Raw genomic sequence first — 19,842 nt, forward strand, 5'->3', positions numbered from 1 at the left:
GCGACGCTCGCTCGTCCCGCGCAGCAGGTTCCCGTCGCGCGATCCGCTGCGGATCCTCGTCAATCGAGCAGCCATTCATTGGAGTCCCAACAGATGTTTCGTCGAGCCTTGATCGCCACCGCATGTGTCGGATCGGCCATCGCCCTCTTTGCGTGCGGCGGCACCGACAGCTCCGCTCCTGTCACATCGCAGAACGCGTTGCAGACCGCGACGCCGATCAAGCATCTCGTCGTGATCTACGGCGAGAACGTGTCGTTCGACCACTACTTCGGCACCTATCCGAACGCCGCGAACCCGTCGGGCGAACCGGCGTTCAACGCCGCACCGGGCACGCCGTCGGTCAACGGCCTGTCGGGCCTGCTGCTGACCGCGAACCCGAACGCGACGAATCCGGCGAACGGCGCGGGCGCGACGAATCCGTTCCGCCTCGACCGCACGCAAGCCGCGACGGCCGACCAGAACCACGCGTACACCGCCGAAGAGCAGGCGTACGACAACGGCCTCGCCGATCTCTTCCCGAAATACACGGGCAACGGCTCAAGCGGCGGCGCCGGCGCGTTCGGCACGACGGGCCAGGTGATGGGCTACTTCGACGGCAACACGGTGACGGCGCTGTGGAACTACGCGCAGCGCTTCGCGATGAGCGACAACGCATACACGTCGACCTACGGCCCGTCGACGCCGGGCGCGCTCAACGTGATCGCCGGCCAGACCGACGGAATGCAGATCGTGAAGACGTCGAAGGCCGTGTCGACGCTCGCGAAGACCTCGTACTACATCAACGACGGCCAGGGCGGCCTCACGATGATCAACGACGTCGACCCGGGCTTCGACGCGTGCTCGAGCACGACCGACCAGGCGATGATGTCCGGCAAGAACATCGGCGATCTGCTGAACGCGCGGAACATCACGTGGGGCGGCTTCATGGGCGGCTTCAACCTGTCGACGACGAACGCGAACGGCACGACGGGCTGCAAGCGCAGCACGATCGCGACCGCGGTGAACGCGGCGACGGCCGACTACATCCCGCACCACAACTGGTTCCAGTACTACGCGTCGACCGCCAACCCGCAGCACACGCGCCCGAGCTCGGTCGCCGCGATCGGCGCGAGCGTCGAGACGGACGGCAAGACGCCCGAGCCCGCGAACCACCAGTACGATTCGGACGACTTCTTCGCGGCCGTGAAGGCGGGCAACTTCCCGTCGGTCAGCTTCCTGAAGGCGCCCGCCGCGCAGGACGCGCACGCCGGCTACTCGGATCCGCTCGACGAGCAGCAGTTCGTGGCGAAGGTCATCAACTTCCTGCAGCAGCAGCCCGACTGGCAGAACACCGCGGTGATCGTCACGTACGACGACTCGGACGGCTGGTACGACCATGCGTACACGAAGCCGACGCGCGCATCGTTCGACGCGGTCGATCAACTGAACGGCAACGGCGTGTGCGGCTCCGGCGCGGCGACGACGGGCGTGGGCGGCGCCGCCGTCAACGGCCGCTGCGGCCCGGGCACGCGGATTCCGTTCGTCGTCGTGTCGCCGTGGGCGAAGCAGAACTACGTGAGCCACACGTTGATCGATCAGGCGTCGATCGTCCGCTTCATCGAGGACAACTGGCTGGGCGGCCAGCGGATCGGCGGCGGCTCGTTCGATGCGACGGCGGGCGACCTCAGCGATCTGTTCAACTTCTCGGGCACGGTGAACGCGACGCCGCTGTATCTCGATCCGACGCTCGGCACGAAGGTCGCGACGGCGCCCTCGATCTGACCGATCCGGACGTCGCGCGGCGCGCAGCCGCGCGACGCGTCCGACACGCAACCGGCCGGCGCGCGCAGCGCCGGCCGGCCGTCGTTCCCGCGCGGCACGCGCCGGATTTTTCATTCGCACGATGACGACCGAACGTTCCAGCATGGCCGAACCGCTTTCCGCGCAGCCCGCCTCTTCTTCCCGATCCGCCCGGTCCGCTCCGCTCTCCGAATCCGCCGCGGCGACGCGCCCCGCCGCATCGGCCGACGCCCGTCGCCGCAATGCGCGCGCCATGCGCCACGCGCTGTCGCTCGCCGCGCTCGGCGCATTCGGTCTCGCCGCGTTCGCGCTCGCGTTTCCCGAGTACGCGCCGGACGCGGTCGGCGCGATCGTCGAAGACCTGACGGGCGCGAATCCGCATCCGGTCGTGCTGCGCCGCCCGGCCGCCGAGCCGTTGAGCGCGGTCGCGCAGCTCGGCCGCGCGCTGTTCTTCGATCCGTCGCTGTCCGCGTCGGGCCGTCAGTCGTGCGCGTCGTGCCACAGCCCCGGCCACGCATACGGGCCGCCGAACGACCTCGACGTGCAACTGGGCGGCGCCGCGCTGTCGCAGCCCGGCTACCGGCCGCCGCCGTCGCTGATGTATCTGTACCGCCAGCCGAACTTCAGCATCGGCCCCGACGCGTCCGAGAACGACGACGCGGCGAGCGTCGCGCAGCAGGCCGCGTCGGCGGCGGGCGTCGTGCGCGCGCGGAAGACGGCGGGCGCCGACGCCGCGCCGCAACGCGTGCCGCAAGGCGGGATGTTCTGGGACGGCCGCGCGGATACGCTGCAGCAGCAGGCATTCGGTCCGCTGCTGAATCCCATCGAGATGGCGAACGCGAACATCGACGATGTCGCGCGCAAGCTCGCGAACGCGCGGTACGCGCCGCAGCTCCGGCAACTGTTCGGCCCGCGCATCTTCGACGACGCGCGTCTTGCGGTGTCCGAAGCGATGTTCGCGATCGCGCGCTACCAGGTCGAGGATCGGTCGTTCCATCCGTATTCGAGCAAGTACGACCGCTGGCTCGAAGGCGACGCGCGCCTCACGCAGGCCGAGCTGCGCGGAATGCGGCTCTTCGACGATCCGCACAAGGCCAATTGCGCGGGCTGCCATCTGTCGAAGCCGAGCGTCGACGGGCTGCCGCCGATGTTCACCGACTATCAGTACGAGGCGCTCGGCGTGCCGCGCAACCGCGCGCTCGCGCAGAACCGCGATCCGGCGTTCTACGATCTCGGCATCTGCGGGCCGTTTCGCGAGGACCTCAAGACGCAGACGCAATACTGCGGGATGTTCGCGACGCCGTCGCTGCGCAACGTCGCGACGCGCCGCGTGTTCTTCCACAACGGCGTCTATCACTCGCTCGACCAGGTGCTCGCGTTCTACAACGTGCGCAATACCGATCCGGGCAAGATCTATCCGCACGATGCGGACGCTCGCGTGCTGCAATACGACGACATCCCGCCCGCGTACCGCGCGAACGTCGACGTCGCCGACGCGCCGTTCGACCGCAAGCCCGGCGATCGACCGGCGATGACGGAGCAGGACATGCGCGACATCGTCGCGTTTCTGAAGACGCTGACCGACGAGAAGCGCTGACCTTCACACGAAGCGCGGCGACGGAAATCGTGAACGATCGGCAGCGTTCGCGATTTCCGTCTCGGCCGCCCCGAAAACCAAGGCCGCACGCGACAGGCTTCGAGCCCGCGCATCGCACTCGCCCTCGTGCCCCCGATCGATCGCGGAACGGCAGCTTCGCCCGCTCGCCCCGCTCCACGTTCGCGACTTCCGTTCATCGACAGTCGACACGCGCAACCTACAAGATCTCCTAGTTGTCCTGCGCTTCGTACGGTTTCTATAACGTACCTACGGCGCCCGTTACTCGACGCGTCCGTGCATCGCTCCACATCAACAAAACCATGGAGAATTCGACATGACGCAAAAAATCGTCGGTACGCATGTGGTCGGTCCGCGCGAGAAACTGCCGGCCAGCAAGCCTTGGTATAACATCCCGCTGACCGTCAAGGTGCCGTTCCCGGCCGCGTTCACGTCCAAGCCGATCGTCATCGCGTGCACGTTGCAGGATCCGAAACACACGTCCGCCTATCCCGATACGTTCGCGGTCACCGTGATCAGCGTCACCAACACCGATTTCACGGTCAACATCTGTCGCACCGATTATGTCGGCGCCGACTACACGACGAGCGGCTGGGGACAGAATCTCCAACTGTCGTACATCGCCGAGATCCCCGCCTGACGCGTCACCGCGCGCCGTGCTCGCGCCAAGCGACGCATGGCGTGCCGCCGCGCGAAATTCGGCGATGCCCGTCGCATGCTCGATGCAACGGGCATCGCCGATCGTCACTGCACGCCGCCCGCTGTCGCCGCACATGCGCGGCGCATCCCTTCTTCGATCCATTGCCGCTACGCGCCTGACGTGCGAGAGGCGAAGCCGTCCTGCGCGCCGCGGGTCACGCTTGCCGCCTGCGATCCGCACGCGGCATTCGGCCTGACGCGCGGCGCCTCGCCACGCCGTCGGCGAGGACGGTGCCGTCGTGCGGCTCGATTCGGCGAATACGCAGGCAACTCGCTTGCCCGCAAGCCGGCGAGATACGAAGCCGATCGACGCCGCGCCGTCCATGCGGCGTCGGCACGAAACATTCCGGATGCCAAAGTATGCAATGCGCGTCGCGCGGCGACGCAAGGCACGCGGCTGTTCACGCTCGCGGCTTCCGTTGCGCGCGCCGTTCGCGTCATGGCGCAAAGTCATCGCGCAAGCAATCGCGTCGGACGTCGCGACGGCCGGCACGATCACCCCGCACCGCGCCGAACCGACGTCATGCTCGATGCGTCGGCCCAACGCCCCCCGCGTTTTCCCTGATCGCCGCGCGCTTGACTCCGCGCGTCGCATCGACAACACTGCGTGACATCGCAAGTGTGATCACGGATCACAGATCAAACCCCGAGGAGTCCGCTTTGGCGCCGCGTATCGTCCCCCCCGCCCTCAAGGCCGTCGAACAGGAAACGATGGCCGACAAGGTCTACCAGCAACTCCGCCAGGCGCTGATGAGCGGCCGCTTCGCCCCCGGCCAGGCGCTCAGCCTGCGCAGCGTCGCCGAGGCGGTCGGCTCGTCGACGATGCCGGTGCGCGCCGCGCTCACGCGTCTGCGCGCGGAGCGCGCGCTCGTCGACGGCCCGAACCGCGCGCTCGTCGTGCCGCCGATGACGGTCGAGATGCTCGACGAGCTGCGCGACGTGCGGATCGCGCTCGAAGGCTGCGTCGCGGAGCGCGCGGCGACGCGGATGACCGACGCGCAGATCGCCGAAGTGCGGCGCATCTGCGAGACGATGAATGCGCACGTCGAAGCCGGCCGAAGCCGCGCGTACCTGCAAAGCAACTTCGCGTTCCACAGCGCGATCTATGCGCACGGCGCGAGCGAGAACACGCTCGCGATCATCCAGAACCTCTGGATGCGGATCGGTCCGTTCCTGAACATGGTCGCGCTCGACGTCCCGCACATGCGGCGCTCGATGGACGCGCACCGCGCGATCGTCGACGCGCTCGAGCGCCGCGACGGCGCCGGCGTGCGCGCGGGCATCGCGCTCGACATCGGCGGCGCCGCGCACGATCTCGCCGCGACGCTCGCGGCCGGACGCGAGCGGCTCGGGCCGCGCCGGCTCGCGAACGAATAAGCGATGCAGCCTTCGAGGCAAGCCGCGCGGCGCGCGTTCGCCGGTCGCCGAGGAAACCACGGCGACATCAAGAAAAAACGACAGACGTCACAGGAGACAGACACTCATGACCGCACTCGATCTGCTGAAGCCGTACGCCGGCCTGCGCGTACTCGTGACGGGCGGCGCGTCCGGCATCGGGCTCGCGATCGCCGACGCGTTCGCCGAATGCGGCGGCAAGGTTCACGTCTGCGACGCATCCGAGAAGGCGCTCGCCGCGCTCGCGGACCGCCCGTCGCGCGCCGCGCTCGGCACGACGCTCGCCGACGTCGCCGATCCGGCCGCCGTCGAGCGCGTGTTCGCCGACGTCGTGCAAACGCTTGGCGGGCTCGACGTGCTCGTCAACAACGCCGGCATCGCCGGGCCGACGGGCGGCATCGACGAAATCGATCCCGTGCAATGGGAGCAGACGGTCGCGATCAACCTGAACGCGCAGTTCCAGTTCGCGCGGCGCGCGGTGCCGCTGCTGCGCGACGCGCCGCACGGCGGCGCGATCATCGCGCTGTCGTCGGTCGCGGGACGCCTGGGCTATGCGTTCCGCACGCCTTACTCGGCGACCAAATGGGCGGTCGTCGGCCTCGTGAAGAGCCTCGCGATCGAGCTCGGCCCGCTCGGCATCCGCGTGAACGCGATCCAGCCGGGCATCGTCCGCGGCCCGCGGATGGGCCGTGTGATCGAGGCGCGCGCCGCGCAGCTCGGCATCGACTACGATCAGATGGAAGCGCGCTATCTCGAGAAGATCTCGCTGCGGCGAATGACCGACCCGGACGAAATCGCCGCGACGGCGCTGTTCCTCTGCTCGCCGGGCGGCCACGGAATTTCCGGGCAGGCGATTTCCGTCTGCGGCAACGTCGAGGCGCTCTGACGCGCCGTCAACCATCGCCATTCACGGTCGAGCATCGAAAGGAGCCCTAACGTGGCCAGCACTCGCAAAGTCATCATCACCTGCGCGCCGACGGGCGCGATCCATACGCCGTCGATGTCGCCGCACCTGCCCGTGACGCCGCGCGAGATCGAGGAAGCGGCGGTCGCCGCCGCCGAAGCCGGCGCGGCGATCCTGCACCTGCACGCGCGCGATCCGGCCGACGGCCGGCCGACGCAGAATCCCGCCGTGTTCGCCGAATTCCTGCCGCGCATCAAGGCGCGCACCGACGCGGTGATCAACATCACGACGGGCGGCAGCCCGCACATGGCGGTCGCCGAGCGGCTGCGCCCCGCGCATCATTTCCAGCCCGAGGTCGCGTCGCTGAACATGGGCTCGATGAACTTCGGCCTCTATCCGATGCTCGAGCGGTTTCGCGAATTCAGGCATCCGTGGGAACGCGAGCATCTGGAGAAGAGCCGCGACCTCGTGTTCAAGAACACGTTCGCGGACATCGAGACGATCCTGACGAGCTGCGGCGCGAACGGCACCCGCTTCGAATTCGAGTGCTACGACCTCTCGCACCTGTATAACCTCGCGCACTTCGTCGATCGCGGGCTCGCGAAGCCGCCGTTCTTCATCCAGAGCGTGTTCGGCCTCCTCGGCGGCATCGGCGCGCATCCGGAAGATCTCGCGCACATGCGCCGCACGGCCGACCGCCTGTTCGGCGGCGACTACGTGTGGTCGATCCTCGGCGCGGGCAAGAACCAGATTCCGCTCGCGACGATCGGCGCCGCGCAAGGCGCGAACGTGCGCGTCGGCCTCGAGGATTCGCTGTGGATCGCACCGGGCAAGCTCGCCGAATCGAGCGCCGCACAGGTACGCAAGATTCGTCAGGTGCTCGAAGGATTGTCGCTCGCGATCGCGACGCCCGCCGACGCGCGCGCGATGCTCGCGCTCAAGGGCGGCGACGCGGTCAACTTCTGACGACGCGCCGCCCGATCATTCGACACGCAAGCGCAGAGACGCGGCATCGGCGCACGCCGATGCCCGGCAGGCCGCCTTTCGCCCCGCTCCCGACGAGCGCCGCCGGCGCGCGACCCATGCATCTGCCCGTCATCTGAACACGGAGCGCCGTGCTTGCCGTGCGCGCCGGCTCGTTTCCACCGGAGTCGCATTCATGTCCGCACACCAAGCCGAAGCCCTCTGTCCGCCCGCCGGCGACGCCCGCACGTCGCTGAACCGCCTGCTGTTCCGCAAGCTGATGCCGCTCCTGATCACCGCATACGTGATCAGCTTCCTCGATCGCACGAACATCGCGTTCGCGAAGCACTCGATGGGCATCGATCTCGGCATTTCGTCGGCCGCTTACGGCCTCGGCGCGGGACTCTTCTTCCTTACTTACGCACTCTTCGAGATCCCGAGCAATCTGATCATGCATCGCGTCGGCGCGCGGTTCTGGATCACGCGAATCATGATCACGTGGGGCGCGCTGTCGATCGCGATGGCGCTCGTGCGCGGCGAAACGTCGTTCTATGCGATGCGCGTCATGCTCGGCGCCGCCGAGGCCGGACTCTTTCCCGGCGTGATGCTGTATCTGACCTACTGGTTCGGCCGCGAGGAACGCGCACGCGCGACCGGCTATTTTCTGCTCGGCGTGTGCATCGCGAACATCGTCGGCGGCCCGCTCGCGGGCGCGCTGCTCGAACTCGACGGCGCGCTCGGGCTGCACGGCTGGCAATGGCTGTTCATGATCGAGGGCATTCCGGCGATCGTGCTCGCGTTCGTCGTCTGGGCCCGCCTGCCGGACCGGCCGAGCGATGCGCGCTGGCTCGCGCCCGAAGTCGGCCGCGCGCTCGAACGCACGCTCGCGAGCGAACAGGCGGCGGGCACGTCCGCGCATGGTTCGCATACGTTCGGCATCGCGCTGCGCGATCCGCAGATCTGGCTCGCGATCTTCGTGTATTTCTGCCATCAGCTGACGATCTACACGATGATCTTCTTCCTGCCCGGCATCATCGGCGAATCGGGGCGCTTCACGCCGGTCGTCGTCGGCCTGCTGGCCGCGACGCCGTGGATCGCCGCGGCGCTCGGCGCGGCGACGCTGCCGCGCTTCGCGCGCCACTCGTCGCAGTCGCGGCGGATGCTGTGCGCGGGGCTCGTCGTGATGGCGGCGGGACTCGTCTGCGCGGCGTATGCGCAGCCCGCGGCCGCGCTCTTCAGCGTGTGCGTCGCCGCGTCGATGTTCTTCGTCGTGCAGTCGATCGTGTTCACCTTCCCCGCGTCGCGGCTGTCCGGCAGCGCACTGGCGGGCGGGCTCGGCCTCGTCAACACGTGCGGCCTGCTCGGCGGCTTCGTCGGCCCGACCGTCGTCGGCACGATCGAGCAAGTGACCGGCAACGCGAGGAACGGCCTCGCGTTCCTCGCCGCCGCGCTCGTCATCGCCGCGATCGCGAGCCTGCGGCTCAAGCACGGGCACGAGTGACCGCGTGCGGCGGCGGGCCGCCTGCGCCCCGCCGCCGCGCGTCAGCGCGCGACCGGATAGTCGATGCGCTCGGGCACGCGGCGCATGATCACGTCGCCGCCGCGAATCGACAGTAGCGCCTTCGCCTGCCGCCGCAGCGCTTCGTAGTCGTCGCTCGCGTCGAGCACGACGAGGTTCGCGGGCCGCCCCGGCTCGATCCCGTAACGCTCGCCGAGGTGCATCGCCCGCGCGCTGTGGTCGGTGACGAAGTCGAGGCTGCGCACGAGATCCTGGTAGCCCATCATGTGGCAGATGTGCAGCCCCGCGTCGAGCACGCGCAGGATGTTGCCGTTGCCGAGCGGATACCAAGGATCCCGAATCGAATCCTGCCCGAAGCACACGTTCATCCCCGCACGGTCGAGCTCGGCCACGCGCGTGACGCCGCGGCGCTTCGGGAACGTGTCGAAGCGGCCCTGCAGATGGATGCTCTCGGTCGGACACGAGATGAAGTTGATCTCCGAGCGCTTCAGCAGGCGGAACAGCTTCGAGCAATACGCGTTGTCGTACGAACCCATCGCGGTCGTGTGGCTCGCCGTCACGCGCGCGCCGATCCCGCGCACGCGCGCTTCCTCGGCGAGCACTTCGAGAAAGCGCGAGTTCGGATCGTCGATCTCGTCGCAATGCACGTCGACGAGGCAGCCGGTGCGCTCGGCGAGATCCATCAGGAACCGGATCGAGCTCACGCCCTGTTCGCGCGTGTTCTCGAAGTGCGGAATGCCGCCGACGACGTCCGCGCCGATCTCGATCGCCTGCTCCATCAGCCTGCGGCCGCCGTCGAACGATTCGATCCCTTCCTGCGGAAACGCGACGATCTGCAGATCGATCAGCCCGCGCGCCTCGTCCTTCACTTCGAGCATCGCCTTCAGCGCGGCGAGCGTCGGATCGGTGACGTCGACGTGCGTGCGCACGTGCTGGATTCCGTGATCGCGCAGCATCGCGATCGCCGCGTGCGCGCGCGTCTTCGTGTCCTCGCGCGTGATCGTCGCCTTGCGCTGCGACCAGCGCTCGATGCCTTCGAACAGCGTGCCGCTCATGTTCCATTCGGGCTCGCCCGCCGTCAGCACCGCGTCGAGATGGATGTGCGGCTCGACGAGCGGCGCAATCACGAGCCTGCCTTCGACGTCGACCTCGTCCGCGCCCTGCACGGCGACGCACGCCGCCTGCGGCGTGACGCTCGCGATCGCGCCGCCGTCGAGCGCGATGCTGAAAAGGCCGCTGCGCTTGCGCAGCGTCGCGTTGATGAGTTTCATCAGAACTCCTGTCGTTGCGTGTCCGACATCCGCCACGCGAGCAGCGCGACGGATGCGTTCAATCGAAAATACGGATCGGCGAGCGATTGCCCCGACTGCGTCTCGATCCTGCGCAGCCGGTGATTGAGCGTGTTGCGATGGATCGCCAATTGCTCGGCCGCCTTGATCGCATTGCCGTTCTCCTGAAGCAGCGCTTCGAGCGTCTCGATCAGCATCGTCGGATGCTTGCGGTTGCTGTCGAGCAGATTACCGAGCGTTTCCTTCACGAAGCTGTCGATCAGCGTCGGATCGGGGATCGCGGCGAGCAGCTTCAGCACGCCGAGCTCGCTGTAATCGCACAGGCCCTGCCCCGGCCGCATCCCTTCGGCGACGCCGAGCGCCTGCCGCGCCTCGGCGAGCCCGCGGCAGTAATGGCGCGCGGCGCCGACCGTCGACGAGATCCCGACGAACAGCGCGAGCGGCCCGATCTGCCGGTTCAGCGCGTCGCGCAGCGCGCCGAGCGCGACCTTGCTCTTCCGAAAGCGCGGATCGTCGCACGGCAGCAGCAGCACGAACAGCTCGCCCTGCTCGACGACGGGCAACACGTCGTCCTCGTCGCGCAGCCAGTCGTCGAGACCGCGCTGGACGGTCCGCCGCGCGTCCTGCAGCAGCGCCTCGGCCGCGGCCGGATCGCGGCCGTCGAAGAGCGCGGGCACGCCCGCGAGCCTGAGCGCGACGACGCGGCGCGGCCGGTCGAGCGCGAGCTGCAGGTTGCGCGCGCGATGGGCCGCGATGTCGATGCTCGGGTAATCGCCCGTCAGCAGCTGGTTGACGATGTCGCGCTGCGAGCGCAGCGTGTTCTCGTGCCGCACGAGCGCCGTGCCGATCAGCTGCGTGACGATCACCATCTTCAGCAGATACGGCTGCTCGATCAGCGGAATCTCGAGCTGCTCGGCGAGCGCGACGACCGAGTCGGGAATGCGGCGGATAAACGCCTCGCCCGTGAGGATCACCATCCCGGCGATGCCGCTCTTCGCGCCTTCGCGGATCAATTGCAGCAGGTTCGCCTCGTCGCGCGGATGATTGATCCCGGTGACGAACACGAGCTCGCCGCCCATCACCCAGTCGGCGATGCCTTCGTTCTCGGCGACGTAATACCAGCGCACCGGCCGCTGCACGCCGCGCTCGCCCGCGCGCAGCTCGAGGTCTTCGAGGCCGGGCAGTTGCAGGATCTCGCTGACGGTCAGGCTCATCGCTTCATTCCCCCTGGATCGACGGCGCACGCGCGATGCGGCTCGCGACCTGCACGAACACGATGTAGCAGAGCGACGACGCGGCGATGCCGACGAGCGGCGCGATCCACGGCGACGCATACGCGAGTGCCGCGCCGATCGCATACGCGGCGAGCCCCGCGACGTTGAAGCGCGGCAGCGGCGCGGTCGCGATCGCCGGATAGCGGCCGCGGTGGCGATACCAGAAGTCCGCGAGGATCACGCCGCCGACGGGCGGGATGATCGAACCGAGCAGGATCAGGAACGGAATCAACAGTTCGTACATGCCGCCGATCGCGAGCACGATGCCGACCGCCGCGCCGACGAGCGTCAGCGTGCGGCGACGCTCGGTGCGCAGCAGATGGCACGCGGCCGCCGATACGTTGTAGATCGTCGGCCCCTGGATCGTCCACAGGTTCATGCAGAGCATCACGACGGCCGCGATCGACAGCCCTTGCAGCATCATCACTTCGACGATGTCCGGCTGCTGATAGACGATCGCGCAATACGCGCCCGCGACGATCATCAGGCCGTTGCCGACGAAAAAGCCGATCATGCTCGCGGCGACGGCCGCGCGGCCGCTCTTCGCGAGCCGCGTCCAGTTCGTCGCCTGCGTCGCGCCGCTCGCGAACGTGCCGAACACCATCGTGACCGCGGCGGCGAAGCTCAACGGCTGCGTCGGCACGATCTTCGCGAGGCCGGGCCAGCCGCCGACGTCGCGCGTCGCGATCCACATCGACACGACGAGCAGCACGAACATCAGCGGCACCGACACGCGCGACAGCGCGTCCATCCCGCGATAGCCGACGATCGCGGTGATCGAGAAGCCGAACCCGAACAGCACCATCAGCGGCGTCGTGACCGACGCGGGCCAGCCGAGCAGCTTGACGAGCACGATCGCGACGGTCGCGGTGCCCCATGCATACCAGCCGAGCTCGGCAAAGCCGAGCAGGAAGTCGGACAGCTTGCTGCCGACCTCGCCGAAGCAGAAGCGCCCCATCAGCACCGAATTCAGACCGCTGCGCGACGCGACGAACGCGAGCGCCGCCGCGTAGACGGCGAGCAGCAGGTTGCCGACGACCGCGACCCACAGCATGTCGACGACGCGAAACGCGACGCCGATCTTGCCGCCCGCGAACATCGTGCCCGTGAAAAACGTGAAGCTGAGCAGCACCATCGTGATCGACAGCACGCCTTTGCGCTCGTGCGCCGGCACTTCGCTCAATGAAAATTCGCCCCGTGTCGCCATCGTTTATTGGTCTCCAGCATTCCAGCGTGAACGGATGATGCACGGTCAATAAAGCCGCCGCATCCCGATTCGGACAATGAATACCGAATCGAACTCGAATACTGCAAAGCGGACAATCTTCGTCATTCACCTTGCACAGGCGGCGTGCACCATACCGCCGCCCGGCCGCCATTCTACTGTGCAAATCGCTCAACGCGATAATGCGATTAAGGAGGGGTAATTCATCGAGCGGAAACCGATTCGTCTCCATATTGAAAAAATGGCCGATTATGTCGGGATTTTGGCGGCCCTATTCCCGCGCAATCGGTTAACGAGGCGCTTGCTGAAAAGTTCGCTGAAAAAAGGAACGGCGGCGACGGGCGAATGCGCGCAGACGCCGCGCGCGACCGATTGCGCCGCGCGATGGAAATCGACGTGAAGATGATGAACGTCGCCGCGTTCGCACGGCGGCGCAACGGCGTCACGGCATGACGATGCGACGATGCGCAGTGCGAACCGCGCGCCGCATCGTCAGCCCGTTTTCACTTCCAGCCTTCGATCGTCAGCCCGCTGCCCTGCCCGGCTTCTTCGAGCGAAACGCGGCGCACCGTCTGGCCGAACGTCCAGACATGCCGCTCAGGATCGCGCGCACGGTACGTGCGGTCGCCGTAGAACTGATCGGCGGGCTCCTGCACGATGACGGCGCCCGCCGCGCGGGCCCGCTCGCAATGCGCGTCGATGTCGGACTCGAGCTGCACGTGCACGCATTGCGTGTTCTTGCCGTCGAGCAACGACGGGCTGACGGCGAAGTCGCTCCACCCGCCGGAGCCGATCATCACGACGCCGTCGCCGAACGACATCTCGGCGTGCGCGATGCGCCCCTGCGCATCGCTGACGACCAGGCTGCGCGTGAAGCCGAACGCGTGCTCGAGCCATTCGAGCGCGGCGCGCGGATCGCGGTAGAACACCGCACTGCTGAACGACGGACGACGGAACGCGGCGTGCATTTGAACGGCTCCTTCGGCGTTGACGGAAAATCACTTTCGTCAACGCCGCACGTCGTGTCAAGCCGTAAATTCAGGCTCCGTCCCCGGCCGCGCGTGCCGCGGCGCGGCATCCAAACGGTTAGAAGCGCGTACGAAGACCGACTGCCGCGACGACCTGATTCCCCGTCGACGACGCGCCGCCCGCGGTGTTGATCATCGCGACGTAGTTGCGTCCCGACGCATGCTGGTACATCCCTTCGAGATACACGTCGGTGCGCAGCGACAAACGGTACACGGCCTGCAGATCGACCTGATGCCATTTCGGATCGGAACCGTACTTGACGGTGTCGTCGACGTGGCCGTCCGTATACGTGTACGCGGCGCCGACGCTCACCGCGGGCGTCACCTGATACTTTCCGTTCAGCTCGTAATTGTCGAAGCGGACCGTGCCGCCCGTCGAGCCGAACGATGCGGTGTTCTCGTATTCGGCGCGCGTGTATGCGAAGCCGACCGTCGCCGGGCCGAGCGCGTAATTGATGCCGCCGCCGTACGAGCGCATCCGGTCCGCGCCGAGCGAGAAGCCGCCCCTGCCGTTCGCCGCCGATTCGACGATGTCGACCACGCCCGGGCTGCTCGCCGTCGTGCCCTTCGAGCCATTGATCTGCAGGTAGCCGGCCGCGACGTTCAGCGGGCCGCGCGTGTAGCTTGCGCCGAAGCTGTACGCGCGGTTCGTCGCGAAATCGGTGCTGTTCGACATCGCATACATGCCGCCGAACTTGAAGCCCGCGTACAGGTTGCTCGTGTACTTGATCGCGTTGTTGATCCGCAGCGAGTGGTTCAGGTTGTCGTTGTCGAACGGATGCGCGAAGCTCGCGTCGCCGAACGTGCCCGCCGTCGCCGACAGCGGCGCGACGAAATCGACGAGCGAATCGTATTGCCGGCCGATCGTCAGGGTGCCGAAACGATTGTCCGACAGCCCGACGTACGCGAACCGGCCGAACAGGCGGCCGTCCTGGCCGAGCTTGCCGTTTTCGGCGTTGAAGCCGTTCTCCAGCACGAACAGCGCCTTCAGGCCGCCGCCGAGATCCTCGGTGCCGCGCACGCCGAAGCGGCTGCCGTTGACGGCGCCCGTCGTCGCCTGCACGAGGCCGCCGTGCGAGTTGCCGCTCGCGACGTTGTTCGTGTACATGATCCCCGCGTCGATCAGCCCGTACAGCGTGACCGAGCTCTGTGCGTGTGCGGCCGTCGCGGCCAGGACCCCTGCGGTCGCGCATGCAAACCGGATGTTTTTCACAACGAAACTGCTTGTTGATTGGAATGAAACGACTCGATCCGACGACGATCGAGTGTAGGGATTCGTCCGTCCAGGATCAGCGGCCCGGCGCGCAGCGCTTCTTTGCGCAGGCCGGAACGAACGGACACATTTCCGTCACGAAACCTCACCCCGATTGGCTGCGTGACGCGCCCTTCTGTTTTTCAGTGTTGTGCGATCTGGAAGGCTGCGTACCGGCGCCGCCGGTTTTTCCGCGCGCGGCCGCTGCGTAGACTTTGCTTCGTCGGTTCGCGTCGTCCATCGCGAACTGCATCGAATCGAATCACACTGGAGGTCATCTTGAAATCGATCGTCGCCACCGCTGCCGCCGCACTCGTGCTCGCCGCACCGGTCGTCTCGTTTGCCCAATCGCCGAACGGCTCGCTCACGCGCGCGCAAGTCATCCAGGAGCTCGTCGATCTGGAATCGGTCGGCTATCAGCCGTCGCGCGGCAACGAGACGACCTATCCGGACGACATTCAGGCCGCGCAGCGCCGTCTCGACGCGAAGCGCCTCGCCGCGCGCAAGGCCGCCGAGTCCGCGTACGGTCCGGCCGTCGCGGGCGCCGCGCAGGCCGGCAAGCCTGCGGTGAGCGCGCAATAAGCAAGCATCGCTCGGGAGACGTCGGGCAAGGAGACATCACGGATGAAGGGGCGATGCGCGATGCATCGTCCCTTTGCTGTTTGCTGTTTGCTGTTTGCTGTTTGCTGTTTGCCGCTTCACCGTTGCGCTGCGCAACCGCTCCCCCCCGCATCGCTTCATTGCGCGGCCAATGCTGACGCAATGACGACGCAATGCCGACGCGAACACGCAGCGAATCCACCCCGCCCTCGACCGCGACGCGCAACGCCCCCTCGCGACACGACAGCGCAACACGCCGAGCCCGAAACGAAACCAGCCCGCAAGCGACACGACATGCGACGCGCCGCCGTCCATCAAGCACGGCGGCGCATCGCCCCGACACCGAAGGATTCGATCAATGACTGAGCGCGTGCGCCGATTCGAGACCGACGTCGAGCGCCGCGGCAATCGCGCTTTGCGTCGCGTCGGATGCCTCGGCGCCGATCGCCGACAGCATCGCTTCGTCGCGCGCGATCATCTTCGGCATGTGGAAGCGCAGCGCGTCGACCCAGGTCCGCACCTTCGCGTCGATGAAGCGGCGCGACGGATAGAGCGCATAGACGTTCATCTTCTGCAGCCGATGCGCGGGCAGCACACGCACGAGGTTGCCGCAGCGCAGGTCTTCGATCGCCGCGTAGAGCGGCAGCATGCCGATGCCGATCCCCGCGCGGATCGCGACCGCGAGCGATTCGGCGGTATTGGTCTGCACCGGGCCATCGACCTTGATCTCCTCGGTGCCGTTCGGTCCTTCGAGCAGCCATTCGTGCGTCGGAAACGCGGGCGTGCGCAGCGTCAGGCACGCGTGCCGCGCGAGATCGCGCGGGGTGCGCGGCGCGCCGTGCGCACGCAGATACGCGGGCGTCGCGCACAGGATGCTGAACGTCGAGCCGAGCAGATGCGACACGAGCTCGGAATCGGGCAGCGACGACGCGGTCACGACCGCCATGTCGCTCGATCCGTCGAACAGGTCCGGCATCCGCTGCGACAGCGTGAGCTCGATCGACACGTCCGGATGCTGCCCGCGGTATGCGGTCAGCGCAGGCAATACGTAATGCTGGCCGATGCTCGCGAAGCTGTGCATTCGCAGCACGCCCGCGGGTCGCTCGTGCGCGCAGCTCGCTTCTTCTTCCGCCTGATCGACGTCCGCGAGGATCTGCCGGCAACGCAGCAGGTAGCGCTCACCGGCGGGCGTCAACGCGAGACGCCGCGTCGAGCGGTTCATCAGACGCGTGCGCAGCCGGGCCTCGAGCTCGGACACCGCGCGCGACATCGCGCCCGTCGTCGAATTCAGCGATTGCGCGGCCGCCGTGAAGCTGCCCGCTTCCACCACGCGAGCGAACACCCGCATGTTCTGTAACGTATCCATTCGTGTCCGAAACATTCCGAAGAGTCGATATTGTCCTCCAGCGGAACACGCGCATTGTTGCCGCCACGGCAACTCAGGTTTCCCCGCGGTTGCGTTAATGCGCATGCGCGCGGCTCCTACAATCGGCGCCTCTCCGGTCGGGACTGGCATCGTCGCGCAGGCCGGAGACCCTCGACATGCGTCCGCCAGAAGCACTGCCACAAGCCATGAAGCACGAGCCCGCGCTACAGCGAATCCTCATCGACCCGCAACGATGGCAGGAGCGGCTGCGAAGCGTCGGCGGGCTCGCGCGCGACTGGGCGGGCCGCGACGGCCTCGTCTGGCTGCATCTCGCGAAGACGGTCGCGGCCGCGCTGCTCGCGATGGGCATCGCGATGCTGCTCGACCTGTCGCAGCCGCGAATCGCGATGACGACCGTGTTCGTGCTGATGCAGCCGATGAGCGGGATGGTGCTCGCGAAGAGCTTCTATCGCATCGTCGGCACGGGCGTCGGGCTCGTCGCCGCGCTCGCGCTGGGCGGCCTGTTCGCGCAGCAGCCGGAGCTCTACATGGCGGGCATCACGCTGTGGGTCGCGGGCTGCATCGCGGCCGCCGTGCGCAACCGGCACTTCCGCTGGTACGGCTACGTGCTCGCCGGCTACACGGCCGCGCTGATCGGCCTGCCCGCGGTGATGGCGCCGAACACGCTGTTCCTGTCCGCGCTCACGCGCGCGGCCGAAGTCGCGGTCGGCATCTTCTGCTCGGGCGCGGTCAGCGCGCTCGTGTTTCCCCTCAGATCGAGCGACGCGCTGATGCGCTCGCTGAACGCGCGGCACGCCGATTTCCTCGCGTTCGCCGCGAGCACGCTGGCCGGCTCGGTCGAGCGCGGCGATTTCGAGCGGCGCTTCGCCGATTTCGTCGACGGCATCGTCGGCTTCGAGGCGACGCGCGCGTTCGCGTCGTTCGAGGATCCGCACATCCGCGCGCGCAGCCGGCGGCTCGCGCGATTGAACAGCGAGTTCATGAACGCTTGCGCACGGCTCCATGCATTCCATCAGTTGCTCAGGCGGCTGCGCGCGAACCATGCGGTCGAAGTGCTCGCGGCGATCGGCCCGCACGTCGATGCGCTGCCGGTCGCGCTGTCCGCGCTGCGCGACGATCTCGCGCGGCGGCGCGCGGCGCAAGCGCCCGCACCCACGCCCGCGCTCGTCGAGCTGAGCGCGTATCTCGCCGCGCTGCCGAAGCGCGCGCGCGCGTCGCGGCGCGCGGTCGAGACGCGCGCGCCCGCCGGCGTACTCGACTTCGACACCGCGATCGAGCTGCTCTACCGCTTCGTCGACGATTTCCTCGGCTATGCGGAGACGCACGCGTCGCTCGCGCTCGACAGCCACGTGCTCGAGCGCTCGGTCACGCGCTACGCGGTGAAGACCAACCGCTACTTCGTCGGCTTCACGTTCCTGCGCACGCTCGCCGCGATGGGCGCGATGAGCGCGTTCTGGATCGCGTCCGAATGGTCGAGCGGCGGGCTCGCGGTGATCGGCACTGCGATCGCATGCGCGCTCAGCTCGACCGCGCCGCGCGCGAGCCGCTTCGTCGCGCAGATGGCCGCGGGCGCGGCACTCGCGACGATCGCGGGCTATCTGTACATCTGTCACGTGTATCCGAACATCGACGGCTTTCCGCTGCTGTGCGCGGCGCTCGCCCCCACGCTCGCGTCGGGCGCGTATCTCGCGACGCGCCCCGGCAAGTCCGGCTACGGAATCGGCTTCGTCGTGTTCTTCTGCCTGCTCGCGGGGCCCGACAACGTGATCGCCTACGCACCCGATGCGCTGCTGAACAACGGGCTTGCGCTCGTCGTGTCGATGCTCGCCGCATCGCTCGCGTTCGCGGTGATCTTCCCCGCCGAGATGCCGTGGCTCACCGGCCGGATCACGCGCGACTTGCGCCGCCAGGTCGCGCTCGCATGCGGCGGCCCGCTGCAAGGGCTCGACCAGCGCTTCCAGTCGAGCTCGCACGATCTGATGTCGCAGCTGCGCAACCTGCTGATGAAGCGCTCGCGACGACATCGCGACGCGCTGCGCTGGATGCTCGCGACGCTCGAAGTCGGCCACGCGGTGATCGACCTGCGCCGCGAGATGCAGTCGTTCACGGCCGCGCAGCCCGCACAGGCGCTGCGCTGGACCGTCCTGATCGACGCGGTGCGCGAGGCGCTGCCGCCTCTCTTCGAGACGCCCGACGCGCATCGGCTCGCGCGCGCGCTGAAGTCGGTCAATCTCGCGATCCGCGCGGTCCAGCACACGCAGCACCTGTGGTACGCGGTGCCCGGCGAGCACCGGCAGATGCAGCGCATCGTGAGCTGCCTGCACTTCATCCGCTGCGCGCTGATCGATCAGGACGCGCCGTTCAATCGCGGCTCGCGCGCCCGCGAGCGCGTGCGCGCAAGGCGCGGCTGACGCGCCGAACGATCGTTGTGCGAAATGGAAAGAAGCTCCCCAGGCCCGGCGATTAATCCAATCCGATCCGAGTCATATAGTTTCATCACCGTCACGCAAGACGGAAAACCTCAAGGAGAAATTCAAATGAAGTCGCTGCAAATCGCCGTCGTCGCGCTGTCGCTGTCCGCCGTCATGGCCGCCGCTCACGCGCAAGCCGCCGCCGACGCGGGCCGGCAACCGGCGAACCGCACCGAGGCCGTGCAATCCGCCGGCCGCGTCCCCGCCGCGCATCAAGACCGCAAAGACCCGAACGAATGCGTCGGCCCGGTCAGCTTCTGCAACATCTACTTCGGCAGCTAAGCGTCGTGCGCGCCGCGCTCCCGCCTGCACGGAAAGCTCGCGAAGAGCTTTCCGTTTCATGACTTCAAGCTGTCAAATTCCTTTGCGAGACTGCGCGCTCGATTCACCGCCCGCGCAACGTCCCGACGAGCGGCGGTGCCTTCAAGCCGATCAGCCTTCG

18 protein-coding genes are annotated in these 19,842 nt (G+C 67.7%); 12 read left to right on the forward strand and 6 right to left on the reverse strand.

Annotated elements, in window-relative coordinates; all coding sequences use genetic code 11:
* Positions 1-93 precede the first annotated feature (93 nt).
* From BG90_RS28580 to BG90_RS28615, 8 genes are all read left to right on the forward strand, one after another.
* Positions 94-1,761: a phospholipase C gene (locus BG90_RS28580; protein WP_010118316.1), complete on the forward strand. Its 1,668-nt coding sequence runs from the start codon at positions 94-96 to the stop codon at positions 1,759-1,761.
* Positions 1,762-2,032: 271 nt separating this feature from the next.
* Positions 2,033-3,376, forward strand: a complete 1,344-nt coding sequence (locus BG90_RS28585; RefSeq protein ID WP_010118314.1) for a cytochrome-c peroxidase — start codon at positions 2,033-2,035, stop codon at positions 3,374-3,376.
* A 334-nt stretch (positions 3,377-3,710) separates the two neighbouring features.
* Positions 3,711-4,034: a hypothetical protein gene (locus BG90_RS28590; protein ID WP_010118313.1), complete on the forward strand. Its 324-nt coding sequence runs from the start codon at positions 3,711-3,713 to the stop codon at positions 4,032-4,034.
* A 75-nt stretch (positions 4,035-4,109) separates the two neighbouring features.
* Positions 4,110-4,658: a hypothetical protein gene (locus tag BG90_RS36325; RefSeq protein ID WP_158335926.1), complete on the forward strand. Its 549-nt coding sequence runs from the start codon at positions 4,110-4,112 to the stop codon at positions 4,656-4,658.
* Positions 4,659-4,753: 95 nt separating this feature from the next.
* Complete coding sequence (locus BG90_RS28600) at positions 4,754-5,470, forward strand: GntR family transcriptional regulator (protein ID WP_010118311.1); 717 nt, start codon at positions 4,754-4,756, stop codon at positions 5,468-5,470.
* 106 nt (positions 5,471-5,576) lie between these two features.
* The gene (locus tag BG90_RS28605; RefSeq protein ID WP_010118310.1) at positions 5,577-6,374 is read left to right on the forward strand and encodes an SDR family oxidoreductase; all 798 of its coding nucleotides are present in this window, start codon (positions 5,577-5,579) and stop codon (positions 6,372-6,374) included.
* A 51-nt stretch (positions 6,375-6,425) separates the two neighbouring features.
* Complete coding sequence (kce, locus tag BG90_RS28610; protein ID WP_010118309.1) at positions 6,426-7,358, forward strand: 3,5-dioxohexanoate:acetyl-CoA acetone transferase; 933 nt, start codon at positions 6,426-6,428, stop codon at positions 7,356-7,358.
* Between the two features lie 193 nt (positions 7,359-7,551).
* On the forward strand, positions 7,552-8,856 hold the full coding sequence (locus tag BG90_RS28615) for an MFS transporter (RefSeq protein ID WP_010118308.1): 1,305 nt from the start codon (positions 7,552-7,554) through the stop codon (positions 8,854-8,856).
* Between the two features lie 41 nt (positions 8,857-8,897).
* Here BG90_RS28615 and codA read toward each other — a convergent pair whose 3' ends face one another.
* The 5 genes from codA to BG90_RS28645 all read right to left on the reverse strand — a co-directional run bounded on the left by codA (position 8,898) and on the right by BG90_RS28645 (position 14,903).
* The gene (gene codA, locus BG90_RS28620; protein ID WP_010118307.1) at positions 8,898-10,145 is read right to left on the reverse strand and encodes a cytosine deaminase; all 1,248 of its coding nucleotides are present in this window, start codon (positions 10,143-10,145) and stop codon (positions 8,898-8,900) included.
* Complete coding sequence (locus BG90_RS28625; RefSeq protein ID WP_010118306.1) at positions 10,145-11,377, reverse strand: PucR family transcriptional regulator; 1,233 nt, start codon at positions 11,375-11,377, stop codon at positions 10,145-10,147. The genes codA and BG90_RS28625 overlap by 1 nt, the downstream gene beginning before the upstream one ends.
* Before the next feature lie 4 nt (positions 11,378-11,381).
* Positions 11,382-12,644 (reverse strand): cytosine permease, encoded by a 1,263-nt coding sequence (gene codB / locus BG90_RS28630; protein WP_025990184.1) that lies wholly within the window; start codon positions 12,642-12,644, stop codon positions 11,382-11,384.
* A 521-nt stretch (positions 12,645-13,165) separates the two neighbouring features.
* Complete coding sequence (locus BG90_RS28640; protein ID WP_010118303.1) at positions 13,166-13,630, reverse strand: VOC family protein; 465 nt, start codon at positions 13,628-13,630, stop codon at positions 13,166-13,168.
* Positions 13,631-13,748: 118 nt separating this feature from the next.
* Entirely contained in the window at positions 13,749-14,903 is a 1,155-nt protein-coding gene (locus BG90_RS28645) for a porin (protein WP_010118302.1), read from the reverse strand.
* A gap of 17 nt (positions 14,904-14,920) precedes the next feature.
* Between BG90_RS28645 and BG90_RS34225 the strand changes: the two genes are divergently transcribed.
* Together BG90_RS34225 and BG90_RS28650 are read left to right on the forward strand one after the other, a co-directional pair.
* On the forward strand, positions 14,921-15,154 hold the full coding sequence (locus tag BG90_RS34225) for a hypothetical protein (RefSeq protein ID WP_167344697.1): 234 nt from the start codon (positions 14,921-14,923) through the stop codon (positions 15,152-15,154).
* A gap of 67 nt (positions 15,155-15,221) precedes the next feature.
* Positions 15,222-15,524 (forward strand): DUF4148 domain-containing protein, encoded by a 303-nt coding sequence (locus BG90_RS28650; protein WP_010118299.1) that lies wholly within the window; start codon positions 15,222-15,224, stop codon positions 15,522-15,524.
* Between the two features lie 373 nt (positions 15,525-15,897).
* Here the strand turns inward: BG90_RS28650 and BG90_RS28655 are convergent, their stop codons facing one another.
* Entirely contained in the window at positions 15,898-16,908 is a 1,011-nt protein-coding gene (locus tag BG90_RS28655) for a LysR family transcriptional regulator (RefSeq protein WP_010118298.1), read from the reverse strand.
* Between the two features lie 206 nt (positions 16,909-17,114).
* On the opposite strand from BG90_RS28655, the gene BG90_RS28660 reads away from it, so the two are divergent.
* A complete protein-coding gene (locus BG90_RS28660) occupies positions 17,115-19,340 on the forward strand; it encodes an FUSC family protein (RefSeq protein WP_010118296.1) in 2,226 nt (741 codons plus the stop codon).
* Positions 19,341-19,466: 126 nt separating this feature from the next.
* On the forward strand, positions 19,467-19,682 hold the full coding sequence (locus tag BG90_RS28665) for a hypothetical protein (RefSeq protein ID WP_010108564.1): 216 nt from the start codon (positions 19,467-19,469) through the stop codon (positions 19,680-19,682).
* The last annotated feature ends 160 nt before the right edge of the window (positions 19,683-19,842 follow it).

The sequence above is a fragment of the Burkholderia oklahomensis C6786 genome (genome assembly GCF_000959365.1).
GTDB classification, from domain to species: domain Bacteria; phylum Pseudomonadota; class Gammaproteobacteria; order Burkholderiales; family Burkholderiaceae; genus Burkholderia; species Burkholderia oklahomensis.

What these genes read in the sequence shown, in the direction of transcription:
- BG90_RS28580 (WP_010118316.1), top strand. Translation starts at nt 94, where the DNA reads ATGTTTCGTCGAGCCTTGATCGCCACCGCATGTGTCGGATCGGCCATC.
- BG90_RS28585 (WP_010118314.1), top strand. Translation starts at nt 2,033, where the DNA reads ATGCGCCACGCGCTGTCGCTCGCCGCGCTCGGCGCATTCGGTCTCGCC.
- BG90_RS28590 (WP_010118313.1), top strand. Translation starts at nt 3,711, where the DNA reads ATGACGCAAAAAATCGTCGGTACGCATGTGGTCGGTCCGCGCGAGAAA.
- BG90_RS36325 (WP_158335926.1), top strand. Translation starts at nt 4,110, where the DNA reads ATGCTCGATGCAACGGGCATCGCCGATCGTCACTGCACGCCGCCCGCT.
- BG90_RS28605 (WP_010118310.1), top strand. Translation starts at nt 5,577, where the DNA reads ATGACCGCACTCGATCTGCTGAAGCCGTACGCCGGCCTGCGCGTACTC.
- BG90_RS28615 (WP_010118308.1), top strand. Translation starts at nt 7,552, where the DNA reads ATGTCCGCACACCAAGCCGAAGCCCTCTGTCCGCCCGCCGGCGACGCC.
- codA (WP_010118307.1), bottom strand. Translation starts at nt 10,145, where the DNA reads ATGAAACTCATCAACGCGACGCTGCGCAAGCGCAGCGGCCTTTTCAGC.
- BG90_RS28625 (WP_010118306.1), bottom strand. Translation starts at nt 11,377, where the DNA reads ATGAGCCTGACCGTCAGCGAGATCCTGCAACTGCCCGGCCTCGAAGAC.
- codB (WP_025990184.1), bottom strand. Translation starts at nt 12,644, where the DNA reads ATGGCGACACGGGGCGAATTTTCATTGAGCGAAGTGCCGGCGCACGAG.
- BG90_RS28640 (WP_010118303.1), bottom strand. Translation starts at nt 13,630, where the DNA reads ATGCACGCCGCGTTCCGTCGTCCGTCGTTCAGCAGTGCGGTGTTCTAC.
- BG90_RS28655 (WP_010118298.1), bottom strand. Translation starts at nt 16,908, where the DNA reads ATGGATACGTTACAGAACATGCGGGTGTTCGCTCGCGTGGTGGAAGCG.
- BG90_RS28660 (WP_010118296.1), top strand. Translation starts at nt 17,115, where the DNA reads ATGAAGCACGAGCCCGCGCTACAGCGAATCCTCATCGACCCGCAACGA.
- BG90_RS28665 (WP_010108564.1), top strand. Translation starts at nt 19,467, where the DNA reads ATGAAGTCGCTGCAAATCGCCGTCGTCGCGCTGTCGCTGTCCGCCGTC.